Source organism: Rhizobacter sp. LjRoot28 (assembly GCF_964253025.1).
Lineage (GTDB): Bacteria > Pseudomonadota > Gammaproteobacteria > Burkholderiales > Burkholderiaceae_C > Rhizobacter.
Window position 1 is genome coordinate 2,079,778 of sequence record NZ_CAXUQC020000001.1, and the last position, 19,194, is coordinate 2,098,971.

The 19,194-nt window shown below is 68.0% G+C and carries 16 protein-coding genes, 1 tRNA gene and 1 pseudogene; 4 read left to right on the plus strand and 14 right to left on the minus strand.

Going from position 1 to position 19,194, the window contains the following annotated elements:
• Positions 1-37 precede the first annotated feature (37 nt).
• Positions 38-2,419: a penicillin-binding protein 1A gene (locus ACSQ2F_RS09620; protein ID WP_436022138.1), complete on the plus strand. Its 2,382-nt coding sequence runs from the start codon at positions 38-40 to the stop codon at positions 2,417-2,419.
• Here ACSQ2F_RS09620 and ACSQ2F_RS09625 read toward each other — a convergent pair.
• The 11 genes from ACSQ2F_RS09625 to ACSQ2F_RS09675 all read right to left on the minus strand — a co-directional run bounded on the left by ACSQ2F_RS09625 (position 2,411) and on the right by ACSQ2F_RS09675 (position 14,199).
• On the minus strand, positions 2,411-3,373 hold the full coding sequence (locus ACSQ2F_RS09625) for a DUF6929 family protein (protein WP_436022140.1): 963 nt from the start codon (positions 3,371-3,373) through the stop codon (positions 2,411-2,413). The two genes, ACSQ2F_RS09620 and ACSQ2F_RS09625, sit on opposite strands and share 9 nt — an antisense overlap.
• The gene (fahA, locus tag ACSQ2F_RS09630; protein ID WP_436022142.1) at positions 3,370-4,692 is read right to left on the minus strand and encodes a fumarylacetoacetase; all 1,323 of its coding nucleotides are present in this window, start codon (positions 4,690-4,692) and stop codon (positions 3,370-3,372) included. Before fahA ends, ACSQ2F_RS09625 begins: the two co-directional genes overlap by 4 nt.
• Positions 4,689-5,987, minus strand: coding sequence for a homogentisate 1,2-dioxygenase (gene hmgA / locus ACSQ2F_RS09635; protein ID WP_436022144.1), 1,299 nt, complete (start codon positions 5,985-5,987; stop codon positions 4,689-4,691). Before hmgA ends, fahA begins: the two co-directional genes overlap by 4 nt.
• A gap of 30 nt (positions 5,988-6,017) precedes the next feature.
• Entirely contained in the window at positions 6,018-6,512 is a 495-nt protein-coding gene (locus tag ACSQ2F_RS09640; RefSeq protein WP_436022146.1) for a MarR family winged helix-turn-helix transcriptional regulator, read from the minus strand.
• Positions 6,509-7,270, minus strand: coding sequence for an ABC transporter ATP-binding protein (locus tag ACSQ2F_RS09645; protein WP_436022148.1), 762 nt, complete (start codon positions 7,268-7,270; stop codon positions 6,509-6,511). Before ACSQ2F_RS09645 ends, ACSQ2F_RS09640 begins: the two co-directional genes overlap by 4 nt.
• Positions 7,267-9,054, minus strand: coding sequence for a branched-chain amino acid ABC transporter ATP-binding protein/permease (locus tag ACSQ2F_RS09650; RefSeq protein ID WP_436022150.1), 1,788 nt, complete (start codon positions 9,052-9,054; stop codon positions 7,267-7,269). Before ACSQ2F_RS09650 ends, ACSQ2F_RS09645 begins: the two co-directional genes overlap by 4 nt.
• Positions 9,051-10,085, minus strand: coding sequence for a branched-chain amino acid ABC transporter permease (locus ACSQ2F_RS09655; protein WP_436022152.1), 1,035 nt, complete (start codon positions 10,083-10,085; stop codon positions 9,051-9,053). The genes ACSQ2F_RS09650 and ACSQ2F_RS09655 overlap by 4 nt, the downstream gene beginning before the upstream one ends.
• Positions 10,085-10,594, minus strand: a complete 510-nt coding sequence (locus ACSQ2F_RS09660; protein ID WP_436022154.1) for a DUF3237 domain-containing protein — start codon at positions 10,592-10,594, stop codon at positions 10,085-10,087. Before ACSQ2F_RS09660 ends, ACSQ2F_RS09655 begins: the two co-directional genes overlap by 1 nt.
• Positions 10,576-11,727, minus strand: a complete 1,152-nt coding sequence (locus tag ACSQ2F_RS09665; protein ID WP_436022156.1) for an ABC transporter substrate-binding protein — start codon at positions 11,725-11,727, stop codon at positions 10,576-10,578. The genes ACSQ2F_RS09660 and ACSQ2F_RS09665 overlap by 19 nt, the downstream gene beginning before the upstream one ends.
• Positions 11,728-11,816: 89 nt before the next feature.
• Positions 11,817-12,920, minus strand: coding sequence for a 4-hydroxyphenylpyruvate dioxygenase (gene hppD / locus ACSQ2F_RS09670; RefSeq protein WP_436022158.1), 1,104 nt, complete (start codon positions 12,918-12,920; stop codon positions 11,817-11,819).
• A gap of 49 nt (positions 12,921-12,969) precedes the next feature.
• The gene (locus ACSQ2F_RS09675; protein ID WP_436022160.1) at positions 12,970-14,199 is read right to left on the minus strand and encodes a flavin-dependent oxidoreductase; all 1,230 of its coding nucleotides are present in this window, start codon (positions 14,197-14,199) and stop codon (positions 12,970-12,972) included.
• Positions 14,200-14,487: 288 nt separating this feature from the next.
• Between ACSQ2F_RS09675 and ACSQ2F_RS09680 the strand changes: the two are divergent.
• Positions 14,488-14,895 (plus strand): annotated as a pseudogene (locus ACSQ2F_RS09680) (lytic transglycosylase domain-containing protein); the annotation flags it as partial.
• 168 nt (positions 14,896-15,063) lie between these two features.
• Positions 15,064-16,245: a type IV pilus twitching motility protein PilT gene (locus ACSQ2F_RS09685; RefSeq protein WP_436022162.1), complete on the plus strand. Its 1,182-nt coding sequence runs from the start codon at positions 15,064-15,066 to the stop codon at positions 16,243-16,245.
• A 170-nt stretch (positions 16,246-16,415) separates the two neighbouring features.
• Here ACSQ2F_RS09685 and ACSQ2F_RS09690 read toward each other — a convergent pair whose 3' ends face one another.
• Together ACSQ2F_RS09690 and ACSQ2F_RS09695 are read right to left on the minus strand one after the other, a co-directional pair.
• A complete protein-coding gene (locus tag ACSQ2F_RS09690) occupies positions 16,416-17,042 on the minus strand; it encodes a DJ-1/PfpI family protein (RefSeq protein ID WP_436022164.1) in 627 nt (208 codons plus the stop codon).
• A 402-nt stretch (positions 17,043-17,444) separates the two neighbouring features.
• Positions 17,445-17,765 (minus strand): hypothetical protein, encoded by a 321-nt coding sequence (locus ACSQ2F_RS09695; protein ID WP_436022165.1) that lies wholly within the window; start codon positions 17,763-17,765, stop codon positions 17,445-17,447.
• A gap of 861 nt (positions 17,766-18,626) precedes the next feature.
• Between ACSQ2F_RS09695 and ACSQ2F_RS09700 the strand changes: the two genes are divergently transcribed.
• Positions 18,627-18,905 carry a hypothetical protein gene (locus ACSQ2F_RS09700; protein ID WP_436022167.1) on the plus strand — a complete coding sequence of 93 codons (279 nt, stop codon included), beginning with the start codon at positions 18,627-18,629 and terminating at the stop codon, positions 18,903-18,905.
• A 172-nt stretch (positions 18,906-19,077) separates the two neighbouring features.
• Here ACSQ2F_RS09700 and ACSQ2F_RS09705 read toward each other — a convergent pair.
• Positions 19,078-19,170 (minus strand) — tRNA-Ser (locus ACSQ2F_RS09705).
• Positions 19,171-19,194 lie beyond the last annotated feature (24 nt).

A 19,194-nucleotide genomic window follows, 5' to 3' on the forward strand; every position in this document is an offset into this window, starting at 1 on the left:
CGGCGTCCAAGGCGCGCCACGCTTCTACCATCGCGGCATGCATGCAGATCCCGCCGATCACCCTGTTCCCGAACAGCCCCGCTCTACCGGCTGGCGCCGTGCGCTTCGCTGGTCCCTTGTGACCGTGGGCGTCCTCTTCGTCCTTGCCTTGGCTTACGGCGGGTACCTGGTTCGCACGTCCCCGAGCGTGTCGGCCTTGCGTGACATCCAGGATGCCCGTCCCAGCACCGTGATGTCAGCCGACGGCCAGGTCCTGGGCAGCTTTCGCCGGGCCAAGGTGGAGCGGGTTGCCCTCTCCGAGGTGTCTCCTCACGTGGTCAACGCCCTCATCGCCACCGAGGATCACCGGTTTCGCGAGCACCGCGGCATCGATGTCAAGCGCACCTTCAGCGCCATGTTCCACACGGCCACCGGCGACCTGCAAGGCGGCTCCACCATCACCCAGCAACTGGCTCGCAACCTCTTCCCCGAGGACATCGGCCGGTCCCGCTCGGTGCACCGCAAGCTGAAGGAGATGATCACCGCACTGCGCATCGAACGGGTCTACAGCAAGGACGAGATCCTCGAGAGCTACCTCAACACCGTGCCCTTCCTCTACAACGTCGTGGGCATCGAGATGGCGGCGCGGACGTACTGCGACACGAGCGCCCGCTCGCTCGACATCGTCCAGAGCGCCACGCTGGTGGGGATGCTCAAGGGGACGCAGTACTACAACCCGGTGCGCAATCCCGAGCGCGCGCAGAAGCGCCGCAATGTCGTGCTGGCTCAGATGGCACGTCACGGGCACATCGCGGCGGACCAGCTCGAGCGCCTGGCCGCCAAGCCGCTCGCGGTGCGCCTGAACCATCAGTCCGATGCCGACGGCCTGGCACCCCATTACGTCGCCCATGTGCGCAAGTGGCTGCTGGAGTGGGCAGAGTCACAGGATGTCGATCTCTACGCGGACGGCCTGGTGATCGAGACCACGCTCGATGCGGAACTGCAGAAGGCCGCCAATGCCGCGGTACGGGAACAGGCCGCGGCGCTGCAGCAGATCGCCGACACCGAATGGGGTCAAGCCGCCATGCGGTCCGCGTCCGCACGCCAGAAGTCGGCCGAGCGTCCGCTCGAACCCTTCGCTCACCTCTGGAAGAAGCGGCCCGAACTCCTGGAGGCTTTCGTCCGCGACAGCGACGCCTACCGCGAAGCGGTGGCCGGCGGCGCCTCGGCGGCTGACGCCTACAAGGCCGTGCTGTCCGATGCCGACGCACTGTCCCGGCTGAAGCGGGATCGCACCCGCCTGGAGGCCGGTCTGCTCGCAATCGACCCGACCAACGGCGAGATCAAGGCGTGGGTCGGCAGCCGTGATTTCGATGCCGACCAGTACGATCACGTCGCCCAGGCTGAGCGCCAGCCAGGCTCCACCTTCAAGCCTTTCGTCTACGGCGCCGCCCTCGAGGCCGGCATCGGGCCGGAGCGAACCTACATGGACGACCCGGTCGAGATCCCGCTCGGTGACGGCCGCGTGTGGAAGCCGACCGACATGACCGGCACCAGCGGCGCGCCCATGAGCTTGCGCGATGGCCTCGTCTACTCGAAGAACACCATCACGGCTCAGGTGATGCAGGAGGTGGGTGTCGAGCGCACCGTCGAACTGGCGCGAGCGCTCGGCGTCGACCGCAGCAAGCTCGACGCGGTGCCGTCCCTCGCCCTCGGCACCAGCCCTGTGACGCTGCTCGAACTCGTGAACGCCTACGCCAGCATCGCGCGCCAGGGCATCCGCCACACACCGGTGCTCGTGCGTCGCATCACCGATCGGGAGGGCCGCGTGCTCGCCACCTTCGGCACAGAGAGCCGACAGGCCATGACCACTGACGCCGCCATCGAGCTCACCGACATGATGCGCGGCGTCGTCAGCCGAGGTACGGGCACCCTCGTGAGGACGCGGTTCGGTGTCACCGGCGACGTCGCTGGCAAGACGGGCACGACGCAGAACAACACCGACGGCTGGTTCGTGCTGATGCACCCGCAGCTGGTCGCCGGCGCCTGGGTCGGTTTCAACGACGCCCGGGTCACCATCCGCAGCAACTACTGGGGCCAAGGCGGGCACAATGCCGTGCTGCTCGTCGGCGACTTCTTCCGGCAGGCCCTCAAGGCGCGCGCCATCGATGGAGACGCACGTTTCCCGCCGTCCCGACGGCCGCCGCCCCCGCCGGAGATCGCTCCGGGCGCTGATGGCGAGTGGGGCGAGGACGGCGGCGGAGAGCCAGGTGGCAGCTGGCTGGACGGGTGGGGTTCCCCGCCCGACACCGACCCTGACCGCGACGACCTGCCCCCGGGCGCCGGCGACAGCATCTCCGGTGACCAACCGAAGAGCTCGATGGAGCTCGAACCCTTGCTCAAGCTCGAGGGCGCACGAGCCCTCGACGCGTCACGCTGACGCCTCTGGATTCGCGATCGACTTGCCGCTTCGGTCCCAGATCAGCCTCAGTGCCTGCGCTGGGCGATCCGGATCGTCCGCGTCGGTGACCAGTACGAGTTGCAGAGGTTCCGTCGGAACACTTGTGACATCGAGGCCTTCGACCTTCCAATCGCCCTCGATGCGCTCCAGGCGCTGCACCCGCCCTGCCCGGTCCACGATGCCGATCACGCTGCCAAGGCACGCGCCATCCCGGTAACTGTCGTCCGTGGCCTCGGCCACGGCGCTGAACACCCAGGAACCATCACGCCAGGGCTTGGCGTCGGTGAAGCCCAGCGGGACATCATCGATGCGGCCGATGTCCAGCACCGTGATGGACACGGGATGGGGCGCGGGCCCTCCGTGTCCGAGCCACGCGGCGATGCCGGCCCAGTCGTACCGGATCACTGCGTTCTCGGGACTTCCCGCATTGGCCCGCTGCAGCAGGTACAGGCAGGCCTCGTTCACGAAGGCACCTTCGATGTTCAGGTCGGAGAACCGTGCATGGAGCGGCTCGTACAGCGTCACGAGCGAGGCTTCGCAAACCCTGGCTGACGGTGTGCCAGCCTCGTCGAGCGCCAGCCAGGCGAGGCGTTGGCGGTTCTCGCGAGAACCCGACCCCATGGCCAAGAGGGCACCGTGCGGAGCCCCTCGGAAGGCCGGCGCCAGGAACAGCGTTTCCAGGTCCGGCTTGCGCGCCTTTCGCTGCTTCGCATCCGCCGGAAGCTCACCGGCGAACAGGCGCACCAACCGGCCCGGGGCGCCGGCTTCGACCCCGGCCGGCTGATCGAACACCGCCAGATGCAGGGCGTCGTCGCCCACGACGTACCAGGTGCCATCGATCACCACCAAGCCGCTGGCCGCGCTGAGGTGCCGACGCCCTCCCGCGTGCGTGGGCACTTCGAGCTCGAGCGTCCGCAGCAGATCGAGTTTCACCGCGGCCCCGCCTGCCGAGCCGGCAGGACCGTCCCGTCGACGCGCCCGAAGCCGATCCGGCGCGCCCCCGGCCGCTCGCACCATCCGGAGAAAGTCACCTGGTCACCGTCTTCCAGGAAGGTGCGCTGCTCCCCGTCAGGCAAGGTCAACGGTTGGCGACCGCCCCGTGTCAGCTCGACCAAGGAGCCGGACTCCGTCTCGTCCGGCCCTGATTGCGTGCCCGTGCCGAGCAGATCGCCCGGCTGGAGGTTGCATCCGTTCACGGTGTGGTGCGCCACCATCTGCGCGACGCTCCAGTACGCGTGGCGGAAGCTGCTCTCCGAGAGACGCGCCGGCGCCTCGCCGCGCGCGCGCATCGCCGGCGTCTGCAGCGCGGCGCTCACCCGGATGTCAATGGCCGCACGAGTCCGGTGAGCCGGGCTGTCGAGGTAGGGCAAGGGCTCCGGATCGGTGTCCGGGCGGGACCAGGGCAGCCGAAAGGGCGCGAGCGCCTCCATCGTGACGATCCAGGGCGACACCGTGGTGGCGAAGTTCTTCGCGAGGAACGGGCCCAGCGGCTGGTACTCCCAGCCCTGCACGTCCCGCGCCGACCAATCGTTGAGCAGGCACATGCCGAAGACATGGGCTTCGGCTTCATCGAGGCCGATGGGCTCACCGAGGGCGTTGCCGGGCCCGACGAAGACACCCAGCTCCAGTTCGTAGTCCAGCCGCGCGCTGGGCGCGACCACCGGCGCCTGCGCGCCGGCGGGGAGCACCTGGCCGGTCGGCCGGCGCACCGCCTGGCCGGACACACCGATGGACGAACTGCGGCCGTGGTAGCCGATGGGTACCCATTTGTAGTTGGGCAGCAGCGGGGCATCCGGTCGGAACAATGCGCCCACCCGGGTGGCATGGTGGACCGAGGTGTAGAAGTCGGTGTAGTCGCCGATCCGCGCCGGCAAGGCGAACTCCGCACCGGCTTGTGGCACGAGGCAGTCGGCCAGGACCCGGTCCGCGCCGGTGCGCAGCGCCCGGGACAGCGCGAGCCGCAAGGCGGACGCCGCGCCCGGGCCCAGCGCCATCAGCGCATTGAGCGCATCACCGCTCGCCGCACGCGCGGCCTCGAGCGCCATGCCCTTCAGGTGACCGGCCACGACGCAGGCCGCCAGGTCGACGATGTCGTCGCCAATGGCCACACCACCCCGCCACGCTTCGTCGGTACCCTTCCGCCGGAAGACGGCGAAGGGCAGGTTCTGCAACGGGAAGTCATGCCCCGGCGTGTTGGCCGAGCTCACCCAGCTGGACAGCTCCGGGTCGTGCGTTTCGTTCAATTCGCTCATGGTCGAGCTCCGGTGAAGTGGCGACGCAGGCCTTGCCAGCAGTCGGCGTAGTTCCCTTGCAGCTGCGGCGAGGCGAGCGCCAGGGCGGTGGGACGCAGCAGGCAGCGGGTCTCGAACATGAACGCCATCGTGTCCTCGATGACCTGCGGTGTGCGGGTGTCGGCCTTCACAGCGCGCTCGAAGGTCTCCGCATCCGGTCCGTGGCCGGTCATGCAGTTGTGCAGGCTCGCGCCACCCGGCAGGAAGCCGTCCGCCTTGGCATCGTAGGCACCGTGGATGAGCCCCATGAACTCGCTGGCGATGTTGCGATGGAACCAGGGCGGCCTGAAGGTGTCCCGCATGGCAAGGATGCGCGGCGGAAAGATCACGAAGTCGATGCTGTCCACGCCCGGGGTGTCGCTCACCGACTGCAGCACGAGGAAGATCGAGGGATCGGGATGGTCGAAGCTGATCGAGCCGATCGCGTTGAAACGGCGCAGGTCGTATTTGAACGGGGCGTTGTTGCCGTGCCAGGCAACGACATCGAGCGGCGAATGTCCGATCGACGCGCGCCACAGCCGGCCACTGAACTTCGCCACCAATTCGAAGTCGCCCTCGATGTCTTCATACGCCGCGACCGGTGTCAGGAAGTCGCGCGGCTGGGCCAGGCCGTTCGAGCCGATCGGCCCGAGGTCGGGCAGCCGCAGGGCCGCGCCGAAGTTCTCCAGCACATAGCCGCGCGCAGCGCCATCGGGCAACGACACGGCGAATCGCACACCGCGCGGCACCAGAGCGATCTCCTGCGGCTCCACTTCCAGCACGCCCAGTTCCGTTGCAATGCGCAGCCGCCCCTGTTGCGGCACGATGAGCAGCTCGCCGTCGGCGTTGTAGAAATAGCGCCCCGTCATCGGGCGGTTCGCCTGGAACAGGTGGATGCCGCAACCGCTCTGTTGGTCAGGATGGCCGTTGCCGGCCCAGGTCAGCAGGCCGTCCACGAAATCGGCCGGTGCGTCAGGCGGCGGCAACGGACTCCAGCGCAGCGGGTTCGGCGACGGCGCCACGGCCGAGAAGTCGCTGGTCAGGCCCGCATGCGCAAGCGGCTCGAAACGCCCGTGCACCGCTGCCGGACGAATGCGATAGAGCCACGAGCGGCGGTTGTCTGAACGCGGGGCGGTGAACGCGGTCCCCGACAGCTGCTCCGCATAGAGCCCGTGCGCCACATGCTGAGGCGAATTGCGCCCGATGGGCAGCGCCCCGGGCAGCGCCTCGGTCGCCAGCGTGTTCCCGAAGCCGCATTGATACGAAAGGGATGTCATGTCCGCACTCCTTCGCGTGAAATCGTTCGTTCAGGCCCGCGGTCCGGCTACCTGCCGCAACAGACGCGTCAGGTGCTGCACCTCCTCGGGCTGCAGACCGGCCGCCATGCGGCGATCATGTTCGCAAACAGCTTGAGTGATCGCCTCGAGGTCTTGGCGGCCCTTGTCGGTCAACGCGAGCCCATAGGCTCGCCGGTCGTCAGGGGCGGGCTGGCGTTCGACATACCCCATGGCAGACAAGGCATCCACCACCAGCACGGCGCCGGACCGCGCGATGCCGAGGATGTGTGCCAGCTGGGTCAGCTTGAGGCTCGGGTTGCATGAAATGACGGTCAGCGCGGAGAACCGCTGCGGCGTGATGTTCCAGGGCGACAAGGTGCGCACGAAGTCCTCGTAGATGACGATCTGTGCGCGCCGCAGCGCATAGCCGAGCAGGGAGTCGAGCACGCCATAGTCGATGCCGGGAACGTGCGGGACAAAGGGTTCTCCGGGGCTGGAGCCCGGGACGTCGACGGGCAAGCTCATGCGGAGGCCTCCTTGTGGCGAGCCGACAGCCCGAGGTAGGTGTCGATGACCTGAGGGTCGTGCTGCAGCGTCTGCGCCGGCCCCTCGAGACTGACGCGGCCGGTCTCGAGGACGTACCCGTAGTCGGCCACACGCAAGGCAGCCCGCGCGTTCTGCTCGACCAGCAGCACGGCAATGCCCTCGGACGGCAGGCGCGAGATGACCTGGAACATCTCGCCGACGATCCGCGGCGCGAGACCGAGGCTCGGCTCGTCGAGCATCAGCAGCCGCGGGCGCGCCATCAGGGCGCGGCCGAGCGCCAGCATCTGCCGCTCGCCGCCCGACAAGGTCCGCGCCTCCTGCAGGCGTCGCTCCTTCAACCGCGGGAACAGGGCGTAGACCCGCTCCAGGTCGGAGCGGCTCCGGTCGTCCCGGCGTTTTCGGTGCAGGTAGGCGCCCAGGACCAGGTTGTCCTCGACCGACATCGAACCGAACAGCTCTCGCGTCTCCGGCACGAGGCAGAGGCCGCGCGAACACCGCTCAGGAACGCTCAGGCCGCTGATGTCCTCACCGTCGAATTGAATGGCGCCGCGGCTGGTTCCCGGCTTCAGCAGCGCGCCCATCAGCGCATTGAGAAGGGTCGATTTCCCTGCGCCATTCGGGCCGATCAGGGTGGCAATGCGACCGGCCTCGACGCGCAGGCGCACGCCGGGCAAGGCTTCCACGCGCCCGTAGTGAACCTGCAAGTCGTTGGTTTCGAGCAATGCGCTGGCGGTCATGCGTCCACGCCTCCCAGGTAGGCCTCGATCACCTTCGGATCCTGCTGAACCGCAGCCGGTTCGCCCGCCGCGATGCGGGTGCCGAAATCCATCACCACGAGCCGGTCGGCCAGGTTCATGACGAACTCCATGTCGTGCTCCACCAACAGGACCCCCATGCCGGCGGAGCGCAAGGTGCGCAGCAGGTCAGCCAGGCGGCGCTTCTCCTGCAAGCGCAGCCCCGCCGCCGGTTCATCGAGCAACAGCAGCGACGGCTCGCAGCACAAGGCGCGCGCAATCTCGACCAAGCGTTGCTGGCCCAGGGGCAGCGTACCCGCCTCGCGGTGCAGCGCCTCCCCGAGCCCGACCTGATGGAGCGCGCGTGCCGCCCTGCCCCGCAGCCGCGCCTCTTCACGCCGGTTCAGGCGCAGCAGGCTGGCCAGCACACCGCCGTCCGGACGGTGGTCGCCGTGCAGGTGCGCACCGATCGCCACATTCTCCAGCACCGACATGCCCGCCACCAGCTGCACATGCTGGAAGGTTCGCGCGATGCCGCGGGCCACGATGCGCCGTGCCGGCAGGCCCTGGATCGGTTCTCCGGCGAACAGGACTTCACCGCGCGTCAGCGGCAACACGCCGGTGATGAGGTTGAACGTGGTTGACTTGCCCGCGCCGTTGGGCCCGATGAGACCGACGATCTCGCCGGCGTTCACGGTGAGGTCGATGTCATCGACCGCCACGAGGCCGCCGAACTCCTTGCGGGCGCCTCGGACGGTAAGCACCGGCCCCGCATGCGCGGAGAGCGGGACGGTCGCTGGAGGCTCGGCCTGCGCTCTGGCCGACGGCTCGGCGGCCGGTCGCCGCTTGAATCTCGCAGCCATCAGCGGCCAGAGACCGTTCGGTGCGCGCTGAAGCACCACCACCAGCAGGACGCCGAACACGATCAGTTCGATGCTCCCGCCGGTGTTCCATTCGGGTGGCAGCGCCTGCTGCGCCACCTCCTTGAGGAGCGTCACGACGGCCGCGCCGACGATGCCGCCCCACACATGGCCGATGCCACCCAGCACGGCCATGAACAGGTACTCGATGCCGTGGTTCAGACCGAAGGGTGACGGGCTCACCGCACGCTGCACGAAGGCGTAGAGCCACCCCGACAAGCCGGCCAGGAGCGCGGCATAGACGAAGATGACGATCCGCGCCCTGGCGGCATTGACGCCCATGGCCTCGGCCATGGACGCCGCGCCGTTCAACGCGCGGATGGCCCGCCCCGGGCGCGAGTCGAGCAGGTTGCGGATGGAGACCGCACTCAGTGCCACCACGCCCCACACCAGCATGGCGAGCGACCGCTGGTCATCGAATGCAAAGCCGAGGAGGCTCAGGACCGGCAATCCGCTCAATCCATCGTACTTGCCGAGGAATTCGAGGTTGCCGAACAGGAAGTAGAGCGACAGCCCCCAGGCGATGGTCGCCAAGGGCAGGAAGTGCCCCGACATGCGAACCGTGATGGCTCCGATCAGCAGCGCGGAGACGCCGGTCAGGGCCAGCGCCGCCAGCAGCCCCAGCCAGGGAGACAGGTGCAGCACCACGGCGAAGTAACCGGCGGTGTAGGCGCCCATCCCGACGAAGGCGGCTTGGCCGAACGAGGTCAACCCGCCGACGCCGGTGAGCAGCACGAGCCCCATGGCCACCAGGCTCGACAGTCCGATGTAGACGAGCAGCGTGACGACGTACTCCGACACCGGCCACCAGGGCACGCTGGCCAGCAGCGCGGCGGCCATGAGCCACGCCTTGGCTTCGCGCGTCATTCCTCATCTCCATGGCCGCTGGCGAGCGAGCGCCACAGCAGCACCGGCACGATCAACCCGAACACGATCACCTCCTTGAAGGCACTGGCCTCGAACGACGCATAGGCTTCGAGCAACCCCACCAGCAAGGCGCCGAGCGCGGCCGCCGGATAACTCACGAGGCCGCCGAAAATGGCCCCGACGAAGCCCTTGAGTCCGAAGAGGAATCCGGAGTCGAAGAAGACGGTCGCCAGCGGCGCGATCAGCACGCCGCACAGCGCTGCAATGAGCGCCGCGAGCGCGAACGCGGACCGCCCCGCGTCCTCTGCGCTGATGCCGACCAGCTGCGCCCCCCGACGGCAGACCGCCGCGGCCCGCAGCGCCTTGCCGGACAGGCTGCGGCGAAAGAACACATACAACCCGGCGATCAGCAGCAAGGTGACGAGCAGCACGAGCAGGTTCTGGCCTGAGACCGACTGCGCCCCCAGCGCGAAGCGGGCATCCCACAGCGGCTGCGCGCGCCAGCCCTCCGCCCCGAACAGCATCAGGCCGGCGCCCAGCAGCACGAAATGCACTCCGACCGAGATGATGAGCAACACCAGCACGGACGCCTCGGCCACCGGTCGGTAGGCGAGCCGGTACACCATGCCGCCGAACGGAACCACCAGCAGCAGCACGAGCAGCACCTGGACGGCCGTGGGCAGGATGTGCCCCTCCGCCAGCTTGAAGACGCCCAACAGCACGAGCGGCCAAAGCAGGTAGCGCAGTGCGGCGGACGCGAGCCCGCGGGCCGGGCCGCGCCCGCGCCACGCGATGAGGTCCGCCACGAAGCACAGCCCGCCCAGCAGCATCAGCAACCACACGGGTTGCGGCACGGCGGCGCCCTGCAGCGCCACCAGGCTCAGCGCGGCAAAGGTCATCAGCTCGCCCAGGGGAATGAAGATCACCCGGGTGATCGAGAACACGAGCACGAGGCCGAGCGCCAGCAACACGTACACCGCGCCCGTCGTGATGCCGTCCTGCGCCAGCATCAGGAGAATGGTCAGGTCCATCAGCGCACGCGGAAGAAGCTGAGCTCGACCCGGTCGGGGAATCGCGCCCCAGTGCCGATGAAAACGGATTCCATCAGCCAGGCCCATCGTGTGGAGGCCGTCTCGAACCGCGGGGTGGTGCGGAAGTACACCAGGTCCGGATCCACGGCGATGCCCCGGTTGATCTTGTCCACCACCTCTGCCGGCGCCACCCGCATGCCGCGGTTCTCGAGGTAGACCTGGTCACCCTCGTCGGTTTCCACGACGTAGCGAGCTTCGATGTGCGCCTGGGTGGGAGAGCTGATCAACTGGAAGTCCGCGCCGCCGGGCAGCACCCTGCCGAAGAGCAAGGGCCCGTTGAGCCGGCCGCTCACGATGGGAATGAGGCGCCTGCGCCCGACCGGCGTGACGCCGATGTCGATCGGCCGGCCGACCTGGATCACGCAATCGGCAAGGCGCTCCAGGCGGGGCTCGAGCAGCGGATGGTGTGCGTCTTCAGCGCCCACGGCAGTCACTTCAGGACGTTCCACTTGCCGTTGGCGACGCGCACCAGTGCAAACCCGCGCTGGTCGAAGCCGTAGTGGTCCGTCGGCGAGTAGTTCAGCACGCCGTGGGAGATGACGATGTCGCGCTCGGTCTCCAGCGCATCCTTCAACGCCTGGCGAAACTCCGGCGTGCCGGGCTTGGCCCTCTTGAGGGCGGCCGGCACGATGCGCTTGAGCACCAGCTGCGCGTCGTAGGCGTGGGCGCCGAACTGCGTGCGGCTGTCCGGCCCGAACTGCTTCTCGTAGCGGGTGACATAGTCGAGTGCCGGAGCCTTGACCGGGTTGCCACGGTCGAGTTGCTCGGCCACCAGGACCGGACCGGCCGGCAGCACGGCGCCTTCGACGGCCTTGCCGCCCACGCGGATCAGGTCCTTGGTGGCGGCGCCGTGCGTCTGGTAGACGGGGCCCGTGAAGCCGCGTTCCCGCAGGGTGGTCTGGGGAAGCGCGGCCGCCGTGCCTGCGCCGGCGATGAACACCGCTTGCGGCCGGGCAGCGATCAGCTTGATGGCCTGACCCATCACGCTGGTGTCCGACCTTGCATAGCGCTCCACGCCCACCACCTGGATGCCCGCCGCTTCGGCGCGCAGCTGGAACTCCTTCAACCAGGTCTCGCCGTAGGCGTCCGCGAAACCGATGAAGCCCACGGTCTTCACCTTGTCCTCCCGCATGCGCTGGACGATCGCTGTAGCCATCAGGCCGACGGGCTGGGCAATGCGAAAGGTCCATTCACCCTTCCCCTTCGGCAGCTCGATGGGCGAGAAGGCGATCTGCACGGTCTTGCCTTCGGCCGCTACCTCCGACATCGCGATCGAGGGCGCGACGGACGAGGACCCGAGGATGATGTCGACCTTTTCCTCGGACACGAACCGCCGGGCATTCTTGGTCGCGGCGGTGGGATCGGATGCATCGTCGAGGACCACCAGGCGCACCTTCTCCCCGCCGATCGTCTCCGGCCAGTACGGGAGGCTGTTCTTCTGCGGGATGCCGAGCGAAGCGGAGGGCCCGGTCTGCGACAGGCTGATGCCGATGGTGATCTCGGCGCGAGCGGCAGTGGAAAAACCGGTGAGCGCGGCGAACAGGAGCGACAGTGCGCAGGACAGCGTTTGGGCTTGTTTCATGGGTCTCCTCAGGGTGATTCTCGAAAACTCGTCGGGTCAAGGCAGGCGCATTCCCGGGCGTGTCGCCGGTGGCGGCGCACACGGTGCGTTCAGGCGGCGGGCTTGGCGGTGAGGGTGCCGCGCCGCATCTGGTCGAGTTCGATGGATTCGAACAAGGCCTTGAAATTGCCCTCGCCGAAGCCTTCGTTGCCCAGGCGCTGAATGAACTCGAAGAAGATCGGACCGAACTGGTTCTCGGTGAAGATCTGCAGCAGCAAGGCGTCGCGGGTCCCGTCGAGCAGGATCTTGCGACTGCGCAGCGCTTCGAGGTCCTGGCCATGGCCGGGAATGCGCTTGTCGACGAGCTCGTAGTAGGTGTCCAGTGTGTCGAGCAGGCCGATGCCGTTGCGCCGCATGGCGTCCACCGTGGCCGGCAGCGACTTGGCGCTCAGGGCGATGTGCTGGATGCCCTCTCCGTGGTACGCATCGAGGTATTCCTGGATCTGCCCCGCCTGCTCCTTGCCTTCCTCATTGATCGGGATGCGGATCAGGCCACAGGGCGAGGTCATCGCCTTGGACTTGACCCCGGTCACCTGGCCTTCGATGTCGAAGTAGCGGACCTCCCTGAAGTTGAACAGGCGCTCGTAGAACTGCGCCCACTCCTGCATGCGCCCACGGTGCACGTTGTGGGTGAGGTGGTCGATGACGGCGAGGCCGTGGCCCTCGGGCGCGGCCTCGGCGCCTGGCAAGGGCTGGAAGTCGACGTCATAGATGCTGATGTTGCCGATGTCGCCCGGCTTCGCGCCGTCCTTGCCATGCCACCGGTCGACGAGGTAGATGAGCGAATCGCCCACGCCCTTGATGGCGGGGATGTTGAGTTCCATCGGGCCGCTCTGGCCATCGAAGCCCCAGGCGCCCAGCTCCAGCGCGCGCTTGTAGGCCACGCTCGCATCCTGCACCCGGAAGGCGATGGCGCAGACGGACGGACCGTGAAGCCGTGCAAAGCGCTGCGCGAACGAATCCGGTTCGGCATTGATCAGGAAGTTGATCTGCCCCTGGCGGTACAGGGTCACGTTCTTGTGGCGATGTCTTGCGATGGGTTTGAACCCCATGCGCTCGAAACGCGTGCCCATTTCGGCAGGGTCTGGCGCCGCGAATTCGATGAACTCGAAACCGGCCGTGCCCATCGGGTTGTCCCAGGTCTGGAAGGTCATGGTCGTCGCTCCTCGCAAAGGATTCAAGAGATGGAATGAAGCGCCCGGCTCAGCGGTTGGCGAGCGATTGGGGATCGAACCCCGCGAGGCGCTTGTAGTGCATGGAAATGTCCTCGAGTTCCCCGGCCGGTATCACGTCATGGACATCGGCGAAACCGTCCGGCGCGCGCTCGTGCGCGATCTGCATCACCTGCTCGGGGCCGTTCAGGCGGTTGCGCAGCACGATGCCCGCGGTGCGCGGCAGCCGTTCCGCCTCGTACTCGAGCAGGGCTTGGGTCGGATTGGACGCGGCCTGCAGCCGGTCTGCCAGGTAGCGGGCATCCAGGATGGCCTGGGCACTGCCGTTGGAGCCGATCGGGTACATCGGATGCGCTGCGTCGCCGAGCAGCACCGTGCGGCCCGACACCCAGCGGGGCAGTGGGTCCTTGTCGACCATCGGGAACTCGTACACCGCCTCGGCGGAGGCAATGAGCGCAGGAATGTCGATCCAGCCCCAGCGCCAGTCGGCGAAGCGCTCGTCGAACAGCGACTTGGGCACCTGCCGGTTCCAGTCGTTGTGCATGCGCTCAGGCGCCACGCGCAGCTCCGCGATCCAGTTGATGAGAGACCGGCCACGGCGCCGCAGCGGCTCGGAGATCGGGTAGGCGACGAACTTCTGGTCCTGGTGTCCCGCCATGAACATCGAGCGGCCGTCCAGGTAGGGCTCGGCCTCGCTGACGGCACGCCAGAGCATGCGCCCGGAGAACTGGAGCGGATCACGCTCCGGATGCATCTGCCGCCGGAGGGCCGAATGGATGCCGTCGGCGGCGACCAGCACATCGAAGCGCGCACGGTGCGCCGCGCCATCTCGCCCCCGCAGCGTCACGACGGCGCCATCGCCGTCGTCCTCGAACGTCTCGGCGCGCCAACCCAATCGAAGCGCCTGCTCACCGAGTCGTTGCCGCGCCACTTCGGCGAGCAGCATCTGGAACTCACCGCGGTGAATGGAGAACTGCGGCCAGGCATAGCCTGCGGCACGCCCCCTGGGCTCCCGCCAGATCGGCTGTCCGAGGCGGTTGTAGTAGGCGAGCTGCGAGGTTTCGACACCCATTTCCGCAAGCCGATCGAGCAGGCCGACCTCGGTGAGCTCGCGGACCGCATGCGGCAGCAGGTTGATGCCCACGCCCAGGGGCTTGAGGTCCGCCGCAGCTTCCCAGACCTCGCACTCGATGCCCCGCTGATGGAGCATCAACGCGAGGCTGAGGCCGCCCAGGCCTGCTCCGACGATCCCGACTTTCATGGGTTTTCGCGTCCGGCTTGTTGATCTGCCGCAAATGTTATGACCCATAACAATGCGTCGCCATGCAGGAAAACCAGCATGCCGGATCGACGCTGGGAACCCCTAGATTCGACCCCACGCCGGAGGGCGAAGCGGGGGCAAAGGGCGCAACAATTCCCGGCCACGGAGTCCACCTTGCCCTTCCTGCTGCCCCCATTCTTGCGGCCTCACCTCCCGTCAGCGCGCACGGTGGGTCTCCTGTGCCCCGGCGGCTGGTGGGCGTCGGCCGCGGGGTCGCTCTCACGCTGGTTGCTGGCTTCGGCATTCGGGGCGGCTGCCGCCGCGCGTGCCGATTGCATCGACGACGCCGCTGCGCGCCACGGCGTCAATGCGCTGGTCCTGCGCGCCATCGGGTGGCACGAGAGCCGGCTCCGTCCCGAAGCATTGGCGCGCAACACCAACGGCACCTGGGACATCGGCGCCTTCCAGATCAACACCCTTCACCTGGCGCGTCTCGCGGCTGTCGGCATCGACATCCAGGCCCTTCGCGACGGCTGCACCTCGGCCGACGTCGCCGCCGCCCACTACGCCGAGCAGGTGCGCCGCGATGGCAACACCTGGCAGGCTGTCGGCGCGTACCACTCACGCACGCCCTCGCGATCCGCCTGGTACGCGAATGCCATTGCCGACCAGCTCATGCGCTGGCAGGTATTGCCGCGCGCGCCCCTGCCCTTCGACCCGGCCTTCACCCGCTCGCCGGGCCAGGCCAGTCCTGCAGTGCCCGCCGTGGGGTCGCGGGGCGCCGTCGATTCCGTCCCCGTGTCCGTGTTCGACGTCCCATCCGCCGACGAAGCCGACGCTGACAACTGATTCACCAGGAGCCCCATGGACACCTATTCCTCATCCGATGCCGTGCTCAGCACCGACCTTCGCCAGGGCATTGCGTCGTCGGTTCGACACGCCCTGCTCTTCGCGCACTCGATCACCGACATCATGATCCACGAGGGCCGCCCGATGATGGCCAAGTCGGCCAAGGGCACGCGCCCCCTGCACGAACTTTTCCCCTCCATCCCGGACTTCGTCGTCACGCGGGAGCACATCGTCTGCTACCTCGCCGGCTATGTCGAAGGCGAGATCCGGCACGAGAACGTCCAGAAATACTGGGACCACAAGCTCAAGCCCATCCTCGAAGCGCGGCGCACCGCGAACTTCCGGCTCGACGGCCTCGGTGCGCATTCGCTGCGCTACACGCTGTTCCTGCACGCTGGCGGCCAGCTCGGCCTCGCGATGCGCATCACGCCGGCGGCGATCACGCCGCTCAACCAGCTGTCATTGCCGGTGCAGTTGAGGTCGACCCTGAGCGAAGCCACGTCGGGCTTCATCGCCATCACGGGGCCCACGGGCGCGGGCAAGACGGCCACCGCGATGTCCATCCTCGACCATCACAACCACACGCACTCCGGCCACATCGTCACCATCGAAGACCCCGTCGAGGTCCGCCTGCGTCCGCAGAAATGCATGGTGACCCAGCGCGAGGTGGGGTACGACGTCACATCCTTCGCCGATGGCATGCGCGACTCCCTGCGCATGAGCCCCGACGTGATGCTCACCTCCGAGATCCGTGACTCGGAGACCGCCGAGGTGGTGATCCAGGGCGGCGAGTCCGGGTCCCTCATGCTGGCCACGATGCACGGCCGCACCACCACGGGCACCTTGCGCAAGATCCTCAGCTACACCGGCACGCATGCGGTCGTGCTCCGCTCGGTGCTCGCCGGCAGCCTCATCGGCGTCATCCGACAAGCGCTCGTCCCGTCGGTCAAGGGCGACCGCTACCTGCTGGCGGCCGATGTGCTGTTCAACGTCGGACGGGTCACGCAGTTCATCGAGTCGGGGGACTGGATCGGCCTCGAAGCGGCCATCCGCGAGGACAAGCTCGGCGCCAGCGAGTTCATCAGCATGAACACCCGCTTGGCCGAACTGGTGAAGCAGGGCGAGATCGATGCCGCCGAGGCCATGCGCGAAACGTCCGACATGACCGGGTTGAAACGGCGGCTTCAGCAGCGCTGATCAGGCGAGCCGCTGTACGGCTGAGCAGCTGAGCCGCTGTGCGGCTCAGCTGCTGTAGCTGTGGCTATGGCTGTGCGACTGTGCGACTGTGCCGCTAGGCCGTTGTGCCGCGGGCTGCCGTTGGCGGCCGATCCTGGTTCGTGCCGATGCGCAAGGCGCGTCTCCACGCGTCAGGGTGAAGCGACGCCCTGCCCTTGCGCGTCCAGGCCGGCGTCGAGGTGCTTCATCGCCATGGCGACATAGGCGTCCTTTTCCCCGACCGGCGCCACGTAGTGAAGCGCCTCGACCGCGGCCTGGCGTCCTTCGCTTCGGGCGATTACCCAGGCAGCCAGGTAGGCCGACGAGAGGCAGCCCCCTGCCGTGGCCATGCGCCCTGAAGCATGGATGGGCTGGTTCAGCACCTCGACACCCGCCTCCTGGACCCAGGGCTTGGTCAACAGGTCGGTGCAGGCTGGCATTTGCCCGAGCAGACCCAGCCGCGCGAGCACCAGCGTGCCGGAACACTGGGCGCCGATCAGCTGACGCTGGGGATCGAGGCGGATGCGCGCCATGAGGGTCGCATCTTCGACGATCTGACGAGTCAGCATGCCGCTGCCCACCAGCACGGCGTCGGCCGACTCGGCCTCCTCCAACCGGGACTGCGCGCGCACGGTGACCCCGTTCATGGACGTCACCTCGGGCTCGGGACAACACAGCGTCACCCGCCACCCCGGGCGCTTCACACGGTTCAGAACGCCGAGCGCGATGAACGAGTCCAGCTCGTTGAACCCTTGAAACGTGAGGATGGCGATGTGCATGGCCAACTGTAGACGAAGACGTTCAGCCCACGCGAGGCCATCCTGGGGCCTCGGGCGAGCCCGGATGTCAGTCGGATGACCGAGCGCAGCAGCGGCAGCGCATCCGCCCCGGGGGCGCTTCGCGTGCCGACGGCCTGCGGTACGCCCACGCCGCCGCCGAGCCGCCCGCGGGCAAGCGGCGGCCGAGGGCCGGGCGGGCTCGGGACCTTGGCGCACGGTTCAGCCCGCAGGCAGCCGCCATCATCACCCATCACCCATCACCCATCACCGATCGCCATCACGCTTCGCTCGATGGCGGCCAGCAAGGCGAGCATCGCCTCTCGTTGCGCCCGAATGAAGGAAGGGCCGGCATGAAGCCGGCCCCACAGTTCGCGGCCAAGGCAAGCGCCTTGGCCGCGACGATCAGGCCTCCAGCAAAGCCGCGAGGGCCAGCCGGTAGAACCGCAGCGCCACGCCGTGCAGCAGGCCCGAGGCCGCCACGCGGAAGAGCGTTTCAAGTTCACCCGCAGCCGCCAAACGATCGGCGACCCACGCGTGGTCGTCGAATCGCTGCACGACACGCAGGTCATGGGCCATCAAGCGGGCGAGCCAGGTGCCGCTGCCTGCCGCCAACCAGGTCTGCCCCGTCATGCCTTGCAGCGAGGACGGGCGCCGCTCGCGCTGTGCCAGGTAGCGCGCGAACTGCGAATCAGTGTGACGGGACTGCTCGTGATGGAATTGCATCGTCTTTTCCGTTCCGTGCGGAGAACAAAAAAGGCGGACGCGCCTCCCCGCACGGGAGGTGTGTCCACCCCCCGAAGGGAAGAAAGGGAAAACCGCGCCGGACGCCGCAAGTGCGTCACTCGTGCGAGGGCCGCCACGCTGCGCAATGCTGCGCAGACGAAGGCGTTGGTCAGGGATCAGTGCTGCAGGGTTGGGCCTCCTGGAATGAGCACCCCGAACGGACAGTCCCGAGGGAGCGGTCCCTGCGGGGCAAGATGCCCGTGCGATGCGCGGGCGGCGAATGCGGCCCGGAGGGTCGCAGTGGAAACGGCCCCTTGTCGGGAGGCCTGCGTTCGACCGAAGTCGAAATCCAGCCCTCACGAGACGGGCGTCTGCGCCCCCGCTGCCCCTGCTGCCGGGGCCGTATGGGTGCTTCTGCACAGCCAGGCGCCGGGCAGGCGTAAACCCCACGAGCCAAACCGGGGGGCCGCCTGCAACGACGTCCCATGCAGGCTCGCGCGCCGGGGCGGCGAGGTCACGCCCGTCACCTCTCCGCTCGCCTCTCCGCTGGTGCCTACGCTGGTGCCTCCGCTCGCTTTGCCATGCGTCCGCCCACCTCGCGTCGAGTCGCACTCCAAGCCGGCGGCGTCCCAACGGCGCGCTCGCCTCGCGCGGGGCAACCCGGGATCTGCGCGAGGCCGTCCTGCCCGCACATGCCGCTGACGTCGGCGTCTCCCGAGCGGCGGGCCTCTTCCCCCGGCGAGCCGACCGTTTTTTCTGCGTCGACAGGTCGGACTCCGGTGGGTTTCGCTCCACCGCGGCCAAACTGTCAGATACTTTCCGATCGGGCAGGCGTGCCCGGCACCGACATTTGAGGACTTCATGGTTCGTCCAGGCGATACCCCACCCGAGCAGGAGCCGAGCGGCCCCAATTCCGCATTTGGCGAAGCGATCCGCCCGACCGACGGAGAGCGCTATCGCTGGATCGCGGACAACCGCAACAGCGCCGCGCTGCATGACGCGTTGCGCAACGCCAGCGCGTCACACGATTTCGACGACCTCATCGATGCGGCGATGCGTGGGCAGCGAGAGGGCCAGGACGCACAGCGGCTCGCTCGCCCTGCCAAGCCCTTCGGCCGCCGTCGCTCCGACTTCGAATAGGTGCGGCCCTCGGCGCCGTTGACGGAAGGCCGCAGTCGACGCGCCGCAAGGCCCGCACGCGACGCATCGCGCGGTTCGCGTGGAGCCCGAAGGGAAACAGAAATGCCTTCACAAGCATGCCGCGCGCAAATGGAAACGGGCCCCGAAGGGCCCGTTTCTTTTGGCTGTTGGTTGGCGGAGTCGGAGGGATTCGAACCCTCGATGCAGGTTTTGCCCACATACTCCCTTAGCAGGGGAGCACCTTCGGCCACTCGGTCACGACTCCAGCACAGCGCGCATTCTAACCAGG

Bases quoted from the DNA above. Each gene is read 5' to 3' on its own strand.
- ACSQ2F_RS09620 (WP_436022138.1), top strand. From the start codon at position 38: ATGCATGCAGATCCCGCCGATCACCCTGTTCCCGAACAGCCCCGCTCT.
- fahA (WP_436022142.1), bottom strand. From the start codon at position 4,692: ATGAGCGAATTGAACGAAACGCACGACCCGGAGCTGTCCAGCTGGGTG.
- hmgA (WP_436022144.1), bottom strand. From the start codon at position 5,987: ATGACATCCCTTTCGTATCAATGCGGCTTCGGGAACACGCTGGCGACC.
- ACSQ2F_RS09640 (WP_436022146.1), bottom strand. From the start codon at position 6,512: ATGAGCTTGCCCGTCGACGTCCCGGGCTCCAGCCCCGGAGAACCCTTT.
- ACSQ2F_RS09645 (WP_436022148.1), bottom strand. From the start codon at position 7,270: ATGACCGCCAGCGCATTGCTCGAAACCAACGACTTGCAGGTTCACTAC.
- ACSQ2F_RS09650 (WP_436022150.1), bottom strand. From the start codon at position 9,054: ATGACGCGCGAAGCCAAGGCGTGGCTCATGGCCGCCGCGCTGCTGGCC.
- ACSQ2F_RS09655 (WP_436022152.1), bottom strand. From the start codon at position 10,085: ATGGACCTGACCATTCTCCTGATGCTGGCGCAGGACGGCATCACGACG.
- ACSQ2F_RS09665 (WP_436022156.1), bottom strand. From the start codon at position 11,727: ATGAAACAAGCCCAAACGCTGTCCTGCGCACTGTCGCTCCTGTTCGCC.
- hppD (WP_436022158.1), bottom strand. From the start codon at position 12,920: ATGACCTTCCAGACCTGGGACAACCCGATGGGCACGGCCGGTTTCGAG.
- ACSQ2F_RS09675 (WP_436022160.1), bottom strand. From the start codon at position 14,199: ATGAAAGTCGGGATCGTCGGAGCAGGCCTGGGCGGCCTCAGCCTCGCG.
- ACSQ2F_RS09685 (WP_436022162.1), top strand. From the start codon at position 15,064: ATGGACACCTATTCCTCATCCGATGCCGTGCTCAGCACCGACCTTCGC.
- ACSQ2F_RS09690 (WP_436022164.1), bottom strand. From the start codon at position 17,042: ATGCACATCGCCATCCTCACGTTTCAAGGGTTCAACGAGCTGGACTCG.
- ACSQ2F_RS09695 (WP_436022165.1), bottom strand. From the start codon at position 17,765: ATGCAATTCCATCACGAGCAGTCCCGTCACACTGATTCGCAGTTCGCG.
- ACSQ2F_RS09700 (WP_436022167.1), top strand. From the start codon at position 18,627: ATGGTTCGTCCAGGCGATACCCCACCCGAGCAGGAGCCGAGCGGCCCC.